Genomic DNA, 14,207 nt, shown 5'->3' on the forward strand with positions numbered 1-14,207 from the left:
CTCCATGGTGCAACGCGGCCGGAGAAGGACGGATTCCGGGGCCGTCAGGCCAGGGATGAGGTGGGGGCCTCAGGCCAGGGATGAGGCAGGGGCCTCAGGCCACCGACTGCGGTACGAAGCCGAACGGCAGCTCCAGGCGGTGCCTGGCCATCAGCTCCTCGTCGGCGAGGATGTCGCCGGTCCGCCCGTCGGCGGCGATGACGCCCTCGCTGAGGATCACCGCGCGCGGGCAGAGCTCCAGGGCGTACGGCAGGTCGTGGGTGACCATGAGGACGGTGACGTCGAGGGAGCGGAGGATGTCGGCGAGCTCGCGGCGGGAGGCCGGGTCCAGGTTGGACGAGGGCTCGTCGAGGACGAGGATCTCCGGCTCCATGGCGAGGACGGTGGCCACGGCGACCCGGCGGCGCTGCCCGAACGACAGATGGTGCGGCGGCCGGTCCGCGTACTCCGCCATGCCGACGCGGTCGAGGGCCTTCCGCACGACGGCCTCCAGTTCGGCGCCCCGGAGGCCCGCCGCCGCCGGGCCGAAGGCCACGTCCTCGCGGACGGTCGGCATGAACAGCTGGTCGTCGGGGTCCTGGAAGACGATGCCGACCTTGCGCCTGATCTCGGCGAGGTGCTTCTTCCCGACCGGGAGCCCGGCGACGGTGACCGTGCCCGCGCCGCCGGTGAGGATGCCGTTGAGATGGAGGACGAGGGTGGTCTTGCCGGCGCCGTTGGGGCCGAGGACGGCGACCCGCTCGCCGCGCCCGACGGTCAGGTCCACCCCGAAGAGGGCCTGGTGCCCGTCGGGGTAGGCGTACGCGAGGCCGGACACATCGAGCGAAGGGGCGGCGGTCATAGGGTCCATCCCAGGATGCAGATCAGAAGTGCGGTGAGCGGGAGCGCGGCCGCGTACGTCCACTGGGCGCGGGTCGCGGTCACCTCGTCGATGACGGGCATCGTGCCCGTGTAGCCACGGCTGACCATGGCGAGATGGACCCGCTCCCCGCGCTCGTACGAGCGGATGAAGAGCGCGCCCGCAGACTTGGCGAGGACGCCCCAGTGGCGGACGCCCCGCGCCTCGAAGCCGCGCGAGCGGCGGGCGACGGACATCCGGCGCATCTCGTCGGTGATGACGTCGCCGTACCGGATCATGAACGAGGCGATCTGGACGAGCAGCGGGGGCAGCCTCAGCCGCTGGAGCCCGAGGAGCAGGGCGCGCAGCTCGGTGGTGGAGGCGAGGAGCACGGAGGCGGCGACGCCGAGGGTGCCCTTGGCGAGGACGTTCCAGGCGCCCCACAGTCCGGGGACGCTCAGCGACACCCCGAGGACTTCGCATCGCGAGCCGGGCACCACGAAGGGCATGAGCAGCGCGAACGCGACGAACGGCACCTCGATGAGCAGCCGCTTCAGCAGGAAGCCGGCCGGGACGCGGGCCTTCGCCGCCACGACCGCGAGGAGCACGGCGTAGAGGGCGAAGGCCCAGACGGCCTCGCGGGGCGTCGAGACGACGACCACGACGAAGCCGAGGACCGCGGCGAGCTTGGTGTGCGGGGGCAGCTCGTGGACCGGCGAGTGCGCGTGGCGGTAGAGCTTGTGGGTGTGCCCCGCTCCCATCTCAGACCGTCGTTTCCGCGTGCGTACGGGGTTCCGTGTGCGCACGGCGGCGGCGGACGACCCAGAACGCGCCCGTGCCGACGGCGAGGGTCGCGCCCACGCCGATCGTGCCGGCCAGGCCGCCGGAGAGGCGGGCGGTCTCGATGCCCCTGACGCCGTAGTCGGCGAGCGGGGAGTCGGCGGCCGCGTGGTCCTCGACCTTGCTGTCGATGCCCTTGTCGGCGGCGACCTTCTCCAGGCCGTCGGGGCTGGCGGAGGCGTAGAAGGAGACGAAGCCGGCGAGGACGAGCGCGGTGACGAGACCGCCGATCCACAGCTTCTTCGGAGAGCGGGCGGGGGCGGCTGCGGGCTCGGTGGCAGGGACGGCGTCGACCAGCTCGCCGCCGACCCGGAGCTTGAGCGGGGCGGTCAGGCCGCGGGCGCCGTAGACCAGGTCGGGGCGGACGGCGACGACCGCGCCGACGGTCAGCATGGTGATGACGGCCTCGCCGATGCCGATGAGGGTGTGGACGCCGACCATGGCCGTGAGGACCTTGGAGACCGGGACGTCGGTGGTGCCGCCGACCGCGTAGATGAGGGTGAAGACGGCGGCCGCGGCCGGTACGGAGACGAGCGCGGCGACGAAGGAGGCCGCGGTCACCGAGGCGCGGGTGCGGGGCAGCAGCAGGACGAGGCCGCGGAAGAGCGCGTAGGCGACGACGACCGTGACGACACCCATGACCGTGATGTTCACGCCGAGCGCGGTGAGGCCGCCGTCGGCGAACAGGATGCCCTGCATGAGCAGGACGACGGCGATGCACAGGACGCCGGTCCATGGCCCGACGAGGATCGCCGCGAGCGCGCCGCCGAGGAGATGTCCGCTGGTCCCGGCCGCGACCGGGAAGTTCAGCATCTGGACGGCGAAGATGAAGGCCGCGACGAGCCCGGCGAGCGGAGCGGTCCGCTCGTCCAGCTCCCGCCGTGCCCCACGCAGACTTACGGCGACGGCGCCGGCGGCGACGACACCGGCGGCGACCGATACGGGGGCGTTGATGAATCCGTCAGGTACATGCACGTCCTGAATGATGAGCGCTCCTGCAAAGCCCTTGCAAGAGCGCACAGGTCACAGAAAAGCGGCGCATGGTTCGTGCGCGCGCCGGGAAGGAGTGGGACATTAGTCGATAAGAGGACAAACTGTGAGGAGCCCCCGATGGCCGCCGCAGACGATCGCGAACCCGACCACGAAGCCGACCACGAAGCGGACCGCGCGGTCGAGGACCACGCCAGGGGACGCATCATCAGCGACGCCCCCCTCTCCCGCCCCGTCCCCGTCGACCTCCGCTACGACCCCGAGTTCTCCCCCGCGACCGTCCGCTTCGTCTTCCCCGGCGACATCGAGTGGTCCTTCCCCCGCGTCCTCCTGGAGACCGGCCTGCGGGCCCCGACCCGCCGCGGCGACATCGGAGTCTGGCCCTGCGGCCGCGTCCAGACGGTCGTCGAGCTCCACAAGGACGACGGGGTGGTCACGGTCGTCCAGTTCGACACGACGGCGCTGACCCGCTTCCTGAAACACACGTACGCCGCCGGCACGTCGTTGACGACGAGCTGACGGCGTACGCGCCGGGCGACTTCGGGATCAGACCTTCACGAGGTCCGGCTTCGAGCCGGAGGCCCCGCCGTCGGCCTCGCCCGCGGGCGAGGCCTTGGCGAGACCCTCGCCCTCCACGTCCACGTTCGGCAGGATCCGGTCCAGCCACTTCGGCAGCCACCAGGCCTTGTGGCCGAGCAGTGCGAGGACGGCCGGGACGATCGCCATCCGGACCACGAAGGCGTCGAAGAGGACCGCGACGGCCAGGCCGAAGCCGATCATCTTGATCATCTGGTCGGTCATGCCGATGAAGCCGGAGAAGACCGCGATCATGATCACCGCGGCGGCGGTGACCACCCGGGCGCTGTGCCGGAAGCCGGTCACGATCGCCTCGCCGGGCCGCTCCCCGTGGACGTACGCCTCACGCATGCGGGTGACGAGGAAGACCTCGTAGTCCATCGCGAGACCGAAGACGACACCCACCATGAAGATCGGCATCATCGACATGATCGGGCCGGTCTGCTCGACCCCGAAGAGGCTTCCGAGCCAGCCCCACTGGAAGACCGCGACGACCGCGCCGAGGGCCGCGACCACCGAGAGCAGGAAGCCGAGGGCCGCCTTCAGGGGGACGAGGATCGAGCGGAACACCAGGGTCAGGAGCAGGAAGGCCAGGCCGACGACGAGGGCCAGGTACGGCACCAGGGCGTCGTTCATCTTCTGCGAGAAGTCGATGTTCATCGCGGTGGCACCGGTGACGAGCACGTCGTCGCCGGTGGCGTTCCGGATGTCGTGGACGAGGCTCTCGGTGGCCTCCGAGGACGGGCGGTCCTTCGGGACCACCGTGATCATCGCGGCGTCGCCGGCCTTGTTCGGGGTCGCCGGGGTGACGGCGGCCCAGCCTTCGAGGCCCTTGATCGTGGAGACCGTCCTGTCGGCGGTCGCCTTGTCGCCGTCGACGACGACCAGCAGCGGGCCGTTGAAGCCGGGGCCGAAGCCGTCCGAGAGCGTGTCGTACGCCCGGCGCTCGGTGGTGGAGGTCGGCTTGACGCCGTCGTCCGGGAGGCCCATCTCCAGGGAGGCGGCGGGCAGCGCGATCGCGCCGAGGCCGAGGACGCCGATCAGCAGCACCATCACGGGGCGGCGGATGACGAAGCGGGCCCAGCGGGTGCCGCCGTTCGGCTTGTCGGCCTTCTTGGCGCTCGCCGAGGCGGCATCGCCGGCCTTCGCGGCCTTCGCGGCCTTGCGCTGCTTGCGCCCGACGACCTTGTCGCCCGCGAAGCCGAGCAGCGCCGGGATCAGGGTCAGTGCGATCAGTACGGCGATGACGACCGTGCCGGCGGCGGCGAAGCCCATCTTCGTCAGCATCGGGATGTTGACGACGGCCAGGCCGACCAGGGCGATGACGACGGTGAGTCCGGCGAAGACGACGGCGGAGCCCGCCGTGCCGACGGCGCGGCCCGCGGCGTCCTCCTTGTCGCGGCCGTCGGCCAGCTCCGCGCGGTAGCGGGAGACGATGAAGAGGGCGTAGTCGATGCCGACCGCGAGGCCGATCATCATCGCGAGGGTGGAGGTGGTGGAGCCGAGGTCGAGGACGTTCGCGAGCGCGGCGATCGACGAGACGCCGATGCCGACGCCGATGATCGCCGTGAGCAGCGGAAGTCCGGCGGCGACGAGCGAGCCGAAGGTCAGGACGAGGACGATGCCGGCGATGACGACGCCGACGATCTCGCCCGAGCCGGTCTCGGGCATGGTCTGGAGGGCGTCACCGCCGACCTCGACGGTCAGCCCCTTGCCCTGCGCGTTGTGGCCGGCCTGGGTGAGCGCCTCGCGCGTCTCGTCGGTCAGCTCCATCGCGTTGACCTTGTAGGCGACGGAGACGTAGGCGGTGGAGCCGTTCTGGGACACGGCCTGCGCGGTGTACGGGTCGGTGACCGAGACGATCTGGTCCGAGCCGGACTTCAGCGCGGCGACGGTCTCCTCGACGACGGCCTTGTGCGCCGGGTCGGTCATCTTCTGGCCCTCGGGGGCCTTGAAGACGACGCGGGCGGTGGCCCCGTCGGCGCCGGCGCCCGGGAAGCGCTCTTCGAGCAGGTCGAAGGCGCGCTGGGCCTCGGTGCCGGGGATCGAGAAGGAGCCGGAGGTCGGCGCGGGTGCGGTGGCGGCGCCGATCCCGGCGACCGCCAGGAGGGCCACCCAGAGGAGGGCGACGAGCCGTCGGCGCCGGAAGGCGGAACGGCCCAGCTTGTACAGGAACGTGGCCACGGGGGCGTACTCCCATTTCGTGGTGGGACAGGGCATGGGGAGCCGGCCCGACGGCGTGAGCGGTTCGACGTCAGGTGGAGAAGGGTGGAGCGGGTACTGCTGGGGTCAGACGCCGAGTGAGGGGAGCACGACGGCGTTGACGTACGCACTGAGGAACGCGCTGTCGACCGGCTGATCGTCGATCAGAGGCCGGGCGATGAACGCACCGATCAGCATGTGCGGGATGAGCTTCAGCGCCGGGTTGTCGGCGTCGACCTCGCCCCTGCGGACCGCTCGGCGCAGTACTTCGTCGAGGCCGTTCATCTCGGGTTCGATGAGCAGCTCGCGCAGCGCCCGGTGCAGTTCGGGGTTGGTGTGGACGGCATGGGCCAGGCCCCGCATCAGCGCGGAGTCCTTCTCCATCTGGCAGTCGTCGGTCCGCGCCATCAGTTCGTTGAAGTCGCCGCGCAGCGAGCCGGTGTCGATCTCGGAGAGATCGGCCGGCTTGTTGGCGCGCAGCGCCCTGGCGACCAGTTCGGGCTTGCTCCCCCACTGGCGGTAGAGGGTGGCCTTGCTGGAGTGGGTGCGGGCGGCGACGGCGTCCATGGTGAGGGCGTCGTAGCCGACCTCGCGGAGGAGGTCGAGCACGGCTCCGTACAGCTCGGACTCACGCTCTGGGGTGAGCCTGCTGCGGGCCATGTCGAACCTCCGGACCGAACGAAACGGTTTCGTACAGTACGAAGATACCCCCGCCCCCATCGAAACGAAACCGTTTCGTACGTGTCCTGGGCCACATCGACTCCACAGCCACGAAGACGCCCGCAAACACGTACGAGTTGCCGCACCCCCTTCGCGCGGAAAGCATAAGGAGGTGAGTGACGACGTCGCGTATCTCCGATTCCCGCACCTCCACGACGACCTGCTGTGCTTCGCCGCCGAGGACGATCTGTGGATCGCCCCGCTCGTCCCCGGCGGCCACCGCCCCGGCCGGGCCTGGCGGCTCACCGTCGACCGGACGCGGGTCGGCCACCCGCGTTTCTCGCCGGACGGCCGGCAGATCGCGTACACGAACTGGCGCAGCCTCGACCCAGAGATCCATCTCGTCCCCATCGAAGGCGGGTCCGCCCAGCGGCTCACCTACTGGGGCTCCACCGACACCCGCGTCTGCGGCTGGACACCCCCCGACAAGGACGGCCGCTCCGACATCCTCGCCGTCTCCTCGCACGGGCAGCCCTTCTCGTACTACTCCTGGGCCTACACCGTCCACACCGACGGCTCCCCCGGCAGCCGCCTGCCCTGGGGCCCGGTCTCCGACATCGCCGTCACCGAGCACGGCGGCGTGTACGGCGGCGCGGGCGAGGGGGAGCGCCGCCCGCCCGAGGGTGAGCGCCGCACCCTCCTCCTCACCGGGAAGCCGCCGCACGAGCCGGCCGCCTGGAAGCGCTACCTCGGCGGCGCCACCGGACGCCTCTGGCTGCACGGCGAGCGGCTGCTGCCCGACCTCGGCGGGCATCTCGACTGCCCCATGGCCGTCGACGGCCGGGTCGCCTTCCTCTCCGACCACGAGGGCGTCGGCAACCTCTACTCCTGCCTGCCCGACGGCACCGACCTGCTCCGGCACACCGACCACGACGAGTTCTACGCCCGGCACGCCTCCAGCGACGGGCGCCGGGTCGTCTACCAGTGCGCCGGCGAGCTGTGGATCGTCGACGCGCTCACCCCCGACTCCCGCCCCCGGAAACTGGAGGTGCGGCTCGGCGGCCAGCGGGTCGGCCGGCGCTCGTACCAGGTGCCCGCCGCCCATCACGTCGACGCCGTCTCCGTCGACGAGACCGGCCGGGCCAGCGCCGTCTCCGTGCGCGGCAGCCTCTACTGGCTGACCCACCGCGACGGCCCGGCCCGCACGATCATCGACACCCCGGGCGTACGGGTCAGACTGCCCGAGATGCTGGGCAGCGGCGGGCAGGTCGCGTACGTCACCGACGCCGACGGCGAGGACGCCGTCGAGGTCGCCTATCTGCCGCGCGCCAGCGGCGACCGGCCGCCGCGCCGCCTCGCCTCGGGCGATCTCGGCCGGGTCGAGGAACTCATCGCCGACCCGGCCGGCGAGCGGCTCGCCATCGCCTCCCACGACGGCCGGCTCCTCCTCCTCGACGCGACGGAGGACTCCAACGGCGAGGTCACCGAACTCATCCGGTCCGTCAACGGACCCGTCCGCGACCTCGCCTTCTCCCCCGACGGCGGCTGGCTCACCTGGTCGCATCCGGGCATCGGCCGCTCCCTGCGCTCGATCAAGATGGCCCGGATCTCCGGCCCCGGCGCCCGGACCGTCATCGACGTCACCAACGGGCGCTTCGAGGACGAGAACCCCGTCTTCACCCGGGACGGCCGCTACCTCGCCTTCCTCTCCTGGCGGGGCTTCGACCCGGTCTACGACGTGCACACCGGCGACCTGTCCTTCCCGCTCGGCTGCCGCCCCTATCTCGTACCGCTGTCCTCCGCCACGCCCTCCCCCTTCGCGCTGCTCCCCGACGGGCGGCCGGCGGCCGGCGGTCTCGACCCCGCCGACGACGACACGGAGACGGCCGACGGCACGGTCACCGTCGAGATCGAGGGGCTCCCCGAGCGGGTCACGCCCTTCCCCGTCACCGCCTCCAAGTACTCCGCCCTGCACCCGGTCAGCGGCGGCGGCCTGGTGTGGCTGCGCTGGCCCATCTCGGGCGCGCTCGGCGAGACCTTCGCCAACCCGGCCGACACCTCGGGCCGCCCCACCCTGGAGTACTTCTCCATCACGAAGGCCCGCAAGAGCGAACTCGCCAAGGACCTCGACTGGTTCGCGGTCAGCGGCGACGGCACCCGGCTCGTCGTCGCCGACGAGGGCGACCTGCGGGCCGTGCCCGCCACCGAGTCCGGGGACAGCGACTCCACCGTCTACCTCGACCTGCGGCGCATCCTCCACGAGGTCGACCCGGGCGCCGAGTGGCGGCAGGCCTTCGACGAAGCGGGACGGATCGTCCGCGCCTACTTCTGGGAGCCCGGCATGGGCGGGGTCGACTGGACGGCCGTCCTCGACCAGTACCGGCCGCTCGTCGAACGGGTCTCCTCCCCCGACGAGTTCGCCGACCTGCTCCGCGAGGTCCTCGGCGAACTGGGCACCTCCCACGCGTACGTCACCCCCGCCCGCCGCAACGAGGGACCACCGCACTACCAGCGGCCGATGGGCCTCCTCGGCGCGAACCTCGTTCCCCGCGAGGCCGGCTGGACCGTGAAGCGCATCCTGCCCGGCGAGTCCTCCGACTCCAAGGCCCGCTCCCCGCTCGCCGGTACGGGCATCCGCGAGGGCGCCGTCCTCACCCATGTCGACGGCCGGCCCGTGGACCCGGTCACCGGCCCTTACCCGCTGCTCTCCGGCACCGGCGGCACCACCGTCGAACTCACCTTCACCCCCGCCGAGGGCGAGGGCCGGGCCCGCCGCGTCGCCGTCGTCCCGCTGGTCGACGAACGCCCGCTGCGCTACCAGGACTGGGTCGCCAAACGCCGGGCGGTGGTACGGGAGATCAGCGGCGGCCGCTGCGGCTACCTCCACATCCCCGACATGGGCGGCTCGGGCTGGGCCCAGTTCAACCGCGACCTGCGCATGGAGGTCTCCCGGCCGGCCCTCATCGTCGACGTACGCGGCAACGCCGGCGGCAACATCAGCGAGCTCGTCATAGAGAAACTCACCCGCAAGATCATCGGCTGGGACCTCACGCGCAACGCCCAGCCCGTCGCGTACGCCTCCAACGCCCCGCGCGGCCCGGTCGTCGCCCTGGCCGACGAGGCCACGTCCTCCGACGGCGACATGATCACCGCCGCGTTCAAGCTCCTCGGCCTCGGGCCGGTCGTCGGGCAGCGCACCTGGGGCGGAGTCGTCGGCATGACCGGCCGCCACCGGCTCGGCGACGGCACCCAGATCACGGTCCCGATGAACGCGGCCTGGTTCCCCGAGTACGGCTGGTCCCTGGAGAACCACGGCGTCGAACCGGACCTCGCGGTCCTGCGCACCCCGCTCGACTGGGCGGAGGGCCGGCACGCCCAGCTCGACGACGCGGTCGAGGTCGCCCTCGCGCTCCTCGCGGAGACCCCGGCGGCGAGCCCCCCGGGCTACGAGGGCCTCCCGGACCGCTCCCGCCCGAAGCTGCCGCCGAGGTCGGAGGGGGACGGCTAGTCGCCCACAGGCGCGGCGGCGGCCCGGGACCCTCCGGAACCGCCGCCCGCGCCTCCCTCAGGCGGCGTTCCGCCCCACGGCATCGCCCAGATCCAGCTCGTACGAGGTCCCCGGCTGCCCGTCGAGCGTCACGCTCCCGACCGCGCCGAAGCCGACCCGCCCCAGCACGGCCCTCGACCCGTCGTTGTCGAGGGTCGTGACGGCGGTCAGCCGGCTCAGCCCGTACTCCTCGCGCGCCAGCCGGCACACCTCCCGGACCCCGGCCGTCGCCACGCCCCGCCCGGTCGCCTTCTCGGCCACCCGGTACCCCAGCTCGGCGGCCCCGTCGACGACGTCGACGAGGTTGAACCGCCCGAGTATCTCGCCGTCCTCCCCCACCAGCACGTGGAAGTGGATCTCCCCGGTCTCCTGCTCGTCGAGCAGCGCCTGGTGCCGCTCCTCGAAATCGGTGAAGTACGCGTCCCCCCGGTCGGGCACGGACGCGGCGAAGTACCCCCGGTTCTCGCGCTCGAAGGCGAGCAGGGCGGGGGCGTGATCGGATCGCAAGCGCTCAAGTACGGCCATGGGCGCCACCGTACGAAGATCCGGCGACGCGCGCGCGTGACTTACGAGCCAAGATCCGCCGGCGGGCACGCGCGAAGGCGCACCCGGTGTCCCGGGTGCGCCTCCTTCAAGGACGGACCGACGTCAGGCGTCGTAGTCCTGGTCCATGCGGTCCTGGGCCTCCTGCTGGGCCCGGCGGGTCTCCTCGTCGGAGCGGTCGCGGCCCTGGGAGGCGCGCTCGGACGCCTGGTCCTTCGCCTTGCCCGAGGCCTGCTTGGCCTGCTCCTTGAGCTGCTCCGCCTTGTCCTTGAACTTGTCTTGCATGCCCATGAAAGTTCACTCCTAGCAGGGTGTGAGGGGGGCCGGGGCGGTGTACCCCTCCGGCCTCGACCAGCCTTGCACGGGCGAACATTCCACGCATTTCGATCAGTTACGGACTGTGCCCACCGTACGGTTCCGGCCGTCAGGCCTTCTCCGTCCGCGCCTGCTCGTCGGCCGCGCCGCCCGCGCCCACGAGTCCCTTGGAGACCGAGCCGAGGCGCGGCTCGAAGCGCTTCATCTCGCGCTGCCCGACGGTCGCGATCATCCCGGGCAGGTAGCCGCGGACCGACTGCATCCCGCGCAGCCACCACTGCGCGTACACGTGCGGGGAGCGCCGCTCGATGCCCGCCACGATCCGGTCGACGGCCGGGCCGAGGGGGTACGTGCGGTTCGCCGGCCACGGCAGTCGCTGCCGCAGCTCCTTCATCACGTCGTCCTGGTCCGCGCCCCGGACCATGTCCGTGTCGGTCCAGGAGAGGTAGCCGACGCCGACCTTCACCCCCTTGTACGCGACCTCGGCGCGCAGGCTGTGCGCGAAGGCCTCGACGCCCGACTTGGAGGCGCAGTACGCCGTCATCATCGGGGCGGGGGTCAGGGCGGCGAGCGAGGCGATCTGGAGGAAGTAGCCCCGGGACTCCATGAGGACCGGCAGGAACGCCCGTCCCGTCACCGCGCCGCCGATCAGATTGACCTCGATGACCCGGCGCCAGGCGCCCGGGTCGGACTCGACGAACGGTCCGCCCGCCGCGACACCGGCGTTGGCGACGACGATGTCGACCTTCCCGAACCGCTCCTTCACCTCGGCCGCGACCTTCGCCATCGCCTCGTGGTCGGTGACGTCGGCGTGCCACCAGTCGGCCTCGGTGTGCAGCCGTCCCGCGACCTCCTTGAGCTGCTCCGGCTCCAGGCCGACGAGCGCGATCTTCGCGCCGCGCGCGGACAGCTTGCGGGCGAGGAGCTCCCCGACGCCGCGGGCACCTCCGGTGACGACCGCGACCTGTCCTTCCAGGCTCACCCGGCTCATGCCTTCTCCTTCACTTCCAGGTACGTGTCGGTCAGTTCGCGGATCCGCGCGGTGACGGCCTCGGGGGCCTCCACCGGCGTCATGTGTCCCATACCCGCCAGTTCGAGCAGCCCCACGCACTGCGGGAGCGCCTCGGCCATGGCGCGGGAGTGGACGGGCGGGGTGAGCCGGTCGGCGGTGCCGACGACGACCGCGACCGGCAGGTCGAGCGCCCGCAGGCCCGCTTCCAGGTCGAGCTCGGACAGGACCTTGGACCAGCCGACGCGGGCCCCGCGCGGGCAGGCGTGCACGATCCGGGCGCAGGCGTCGACCCGCTCGGGCGCCGAACCGGGGCCCATCGTCGCGTACTTGAGGATCTTCCTGGAGACGGCGTTGACGGGCCCGAGCGGGGCCTTCGCGCCGAGGACGCCCCGGGTGAGCCGGGTACGCCGGTCGCTCGGCCGGCCCGGTACGACGGTGGCCTCGGCGGTCAGCCGCGAGGGCCCGGTGGAGCAGAGCAGCGCGGCCGCCGCGTGCTCCCGGAAGCCGGGTCGGTCGGCCGCCGCCATGAGCGTCATGCCGCCCATGGAGTGCCCGGCCAGGACTGCCTTCTCGCCGGGGGCGAGAGTGCCCGCGAGCACCGCTTCGAGGTCGTCGGCGAGCGCCCGGGTGGCGTACCCGGCGGGCCCTGCGGGGGCCGGGGACCGGCCGTGGCCGCGCTGGTCGTAGGCGATGACCCGGTGGTCGGCGGCGAGGGCCCGTATCTGCTCGGCCCAGAAGGCGATCGAGCAGGTCCAGCCGTGGGCGAGGACGACGGCGGGCGCGCCGTCGGGGCCGTACACCTCGGCGTGGATCCGGGCGCCGTCGGCGGAGACGGCGGTGAGTTCGCGAGAGGTGGGCAGCGAGGTCAGGTGCCGGCTCACTGGGCGGCCTCCTTCTTGCGTGAGGTGGTGCCGCGGCTCTTCGCCGCGGCGGCGGACGGGGCCGACTCGGAGGCCTGGGCCGACTCGGCGGGCTCGACCGGCTTGGGCGCGCGGACGACCTCGTACTCGGAGAGGTCGACCTGCCGGGTCTCGCGCCGGAACTCGCCCGTCGTGCCCGGCCACAGCGTGGTGTTGCGGCCGTTGGCGTCGAGGTACCAGCTCTCGCAGCCGCCCGCCTTCCAGACGGTCCGCTCCATCCGGGCCTGCACCTTGCGGTTCCAGGCGCCGACGGCGGAGGGCCGGACGGCGAGGGCGGCACGCCCGCCGAGCACGTCGAGCTGGCGCAGGTAGTCGGCCATGTAGTTCAGCTGGGACTCGATCATCAGGATCATCGAGGAGTTCCCGAGGCCCGTGTTGGGGCCGATGACCGTCATGAAGTTCGGGAAGCCGGCGGCGGTGGCGCCGCGCAGCGCCTCCATGCCGCCCTTCCAGGACTCGGCGAGCGTCTTGCCCTCGGCGCCGACGACCCGCTCGGCGATCGGCATGTCGGTGACGTGGAAACCGGTGCCGAAGATGATCGCGTCGACCTCGGTCTCGGTGCCGTCGGCGGCGACGACGGTCGAGCCGCGGACCTCGCGAAGACCGGAGGCGACGACGTCGACGTTGGGCTGCGCGACCGCCGGATAGTACGTGCTGGAGAGCAGGATGCGCTTGCAGCCGATGCGGTACGAGGGGGTCAACTTGGCCCGCAGCACCGGGTCCTTGATGGCCTTGGCGATATTGGCCTTGGCGAGCTTCTCGACGAGCCCGAGCTCGTTCGGGTGCTTGGTGAAGGCGCCGACCTGCAGTTCGCGGATGCCCCAGAGCAGGCCGCGGCGCAGGGTGCCGGTGACGGGCACGGCGCGGTGGAGCCAGCGCTCGGGGCCGCTGATGGCCCGGTCCATCCGGCGCATGACCCACGGGGGCGTGCGCTGGAAGAGCGTCAGCTTCCCGACCTGTGGCTGGATCGCGGGCACGATCTGGATGGCGGAGGCGCCGGTGCCGATCATGGCGACGCGCTTGCCGGTGAGGTCGTAGTCGTGGTCCCAGCGGGCCGAGTGGAAGACCTTGCCGGGGAAGTCGGCGATCCCCGGGATGTCCGGGATCTTGGGGTCGGAGAGCGGCCCGGTCGCGGAGACGACGACCTCGGCGCTGAAGGAGCCCTCACTGGTCTCGATCTCCCAGCGGAGCGCCTCGGCGTCCCACTCCATCCGCACGACCTCGTGGTTCAGGCGCAGGTGGGGGCGGATGCCGAAGGTGTCCGTGACATGCTCCAGGTACGCGCGGATGTGGCGCTGTCCGGAGAAGGTCCGCGGCCAGTCGGGGTTGGGCGCGAAGGAGAAGGAGTAGAGGTGGGAGGGGACGTCGCAGGCGCAGCCGGGGTAGCTGTTGTCCCGCCATGTGCCGCCCACGGAGTCGCCCCGCTCCAGGACCACGAAGTCGGTGATTCCCTCGCGGCGCAGCCGGACGGCGGCGCCGAGGCCACCGAATCCCGATCCGATCACCGCCACACGTACCTGCTCGTGCTTCGCCATGCCGCCTCCCACGCACCCGGCCAATCGCGCCAGCAATCACTGGCACAGTCGGGACTGTAGAGCAGCTCCATACCGAGCGGTAGGGGTCGGACGAGGGAAAGTTACCGGCGGTACAACATAGGCTGGCGTGCGTGGCTGAAGGATCAGGCGAAGGATCAGGACCCGACACGGTGACACCCGGGGGCGCGCACGAGGGCCGGCGGGCAGGCACGGGCGAGGGCCCGCCCGA

Annotated in this window: 12 protein-coding genes; 2 read left to right on the forward strand and 10 right to left on the reverse strand. The window is 72.1% G+C overall.

Annotated features, from left to right (window positions below):
- Window positions 1-94: 94 nt before the first annotated feature.
- Genes OG462_RS19050 through OG462_RS19060 form a run of 3 tightly spaced genes read right to left on the reverse strand, consistent with a single transcriptional unit; the run spans window position 95 to window position 2,653 of the window.
- A complete protein-coding gene (locus OG462_RS19050; protein WP_406059077.1) occupies window positions 95-841 on the reverse strand; it encodes an energy-coupling factor ABC transporter ATP-binding protein in 747 nt (248 codons plus the stop codon).
- A complete protein-coding gene (cbiQ, locus tag OG462_RS19055) occupies window positions 838-1,599 on the reverse strand; it encodes a cobalt ECF transporter T component CbiQ (RefSeq protein ID WP_406059079.1) in 762 nt (253 codons plus the stop codon). The genes OG462_RS19050 and cbiQ overlap by 4 nt, the downstream gene beginning before the upstream one ends.
- A gap of 1 nt (window position 1,600) precedes the next feature.
- Window positions 1,601-2,653, reverse strand: coding sequence for an energy-coupling factor ABC transporter permease (locus OG462_RS19060; protein ID WP_406059080.1), 1,053 nt, complete (start codon window positions 2,651-2,653; stop codon window positions 1,601-1,603).
- A gap of 135 nt (window positions 2,654-2,788) precedes the next feature.
- Here OG462_RS19060 and OG462_RS19065 point away from each other — a divergent pair, with 135 nt between their 5' ends.
- Window positions 2,789-3,187, forward strand: a complete 399-nt coding sequence (locus OG462_RS19065; RefSeq protein ID WP_406059082.1) for an SsgA family sporulation/cell division regulator — start codon at window positions 2,789-2,791, stop codon at window positions 3,185-3,187.
- 27 nt (window positions 3,188-3,214) lie between these two features.
- On the opposite strand, the gene OG462_RS19070 is transcribed toward OG462_RS19065, so the two are convergent.
- Window positions 3,215-5,428 (reverse strand): MMPL family transporter, encoded by a 2,214-nt coding sequence (locus OG462_RS19070; RefSeq protein ID WP_406059083.1) that lies wholly within the window; start codon window positions 5,426-5,428, stop codon window positions 3,215-3,217.
- Window positions 5,429-5,533: 105 nt separating this feature from the next.
- Window positions 5,534-6,106, reverse strand: coding sequence for a TetR/AcrR family transcriptional regulator (locus OG462_RS19075; RefSeq protein WP_406059085.1), 573 nt, complete (start codon window positions 6,104-6,106; stop codon window positions 5,534-5,536).
- Window positions 6,107-6,278: 172 nt separating this feature from the next.
- On the opposite strand from OG462_RS19075, the gene OG462_RS19080 reads away from it, so the two are divergent.
- Window positions 6,279-9,614, forward strand: a complete 3,336-nt coding sequence (locus tag OG462_RS19080) for a S41 family peptidase (RefSeq protein ID WP_406059087.1) — start codon at window positions 6,279-6,281, stop codon at window positions 9,612-9,614.
- A gap of 57 nt (window positions 9,615-9,671) precedes the next feature.
- Here the strand turns inward: OG462_RS19080 and OG462_RS19085 are convergent, their stop codons facing one another.
- The 5 genes from OG462_RS19085 to OG462_RS19105 all read right to left on the reverse strand — a co-directional run bounded on the left by OG462_RS19085 (window position 9,672) and on the right by OG462_RS19105 (window position 13,978).
- A complete protein-coding gene (locus tag OG462_RS19085) occupies window positions 9,672-10,178 on the reverse strand; it encodes a GNAT family N-acetyltransferase (RefSeq protein ID WP_406059089.1) in 507 nt (168 codons plus the stop codon).
- Between the two features lie 123 nt (window positions 10,179-10,301).
- On the reverse strand, window positions 10,302-10,487 hold the full coding sequence (locus OG462_RS19090; protein ID WP_406059091.1) for a hypothetical protein: 186 nt from the start codon (window positions 10,485-10,487) through the stop codon (window positions 10,302-10,304).
- Between the two features lie 133 nt (window positions 10,488-10,620).
- Window positions 10,621-11,502 (reverse strand): SDR family oxidoreductase, encoded by an 882-nt coding sequence (locus OG462_RS19095; protein ID WP_406059092.1) that lies wholly within the window; start codon window positions 11,500-11,502, stop codon window positions 10,621-10,623.
- Window positions 11,499-12,404, reverse strand: a complete 906-nt coding sequence (locus tag OG462_RS19100; RefSeq protein ID WP_406059094.1) for an alpha/beta fold hydrolase — start codon at window positions 12,402-12,404, stop codon at window positions 11,499-11,501. The genes OG462_RS19095 and OG462_RS19100 overlap by 4 nt, the downstream gene beginning before the upstream one ends.
- Window positions 12,401-13,978 carry a flavin-containing monooxygenase gene (locus tag OG462_RS19105; RefSeq protein ID WP_406059096.1) on the reverse strand — a complete coding sequence of 526 codons (1,578 nt, stop codon included), beginning with the start codon at window positions 13,976-13,978 and terminating at the stop codon, window positions 12,401-12,403. The genes OG462_RS19100 and OG462_RS19105 overlap by 4 nt, the downstream gene beginning before the upstream one ends.
- Window positions 13,979-14,207: the final 229 nt, after the last annotated feature.

This window comes from Streptomyces sp. NBC_01077 (assembly GCF_045162855.1).
Classification (GTDB): Bacteria; Actinomycetota; Actinomycetes; order Streptomycetales; family Streptomycetaceae; genus Streptomyces.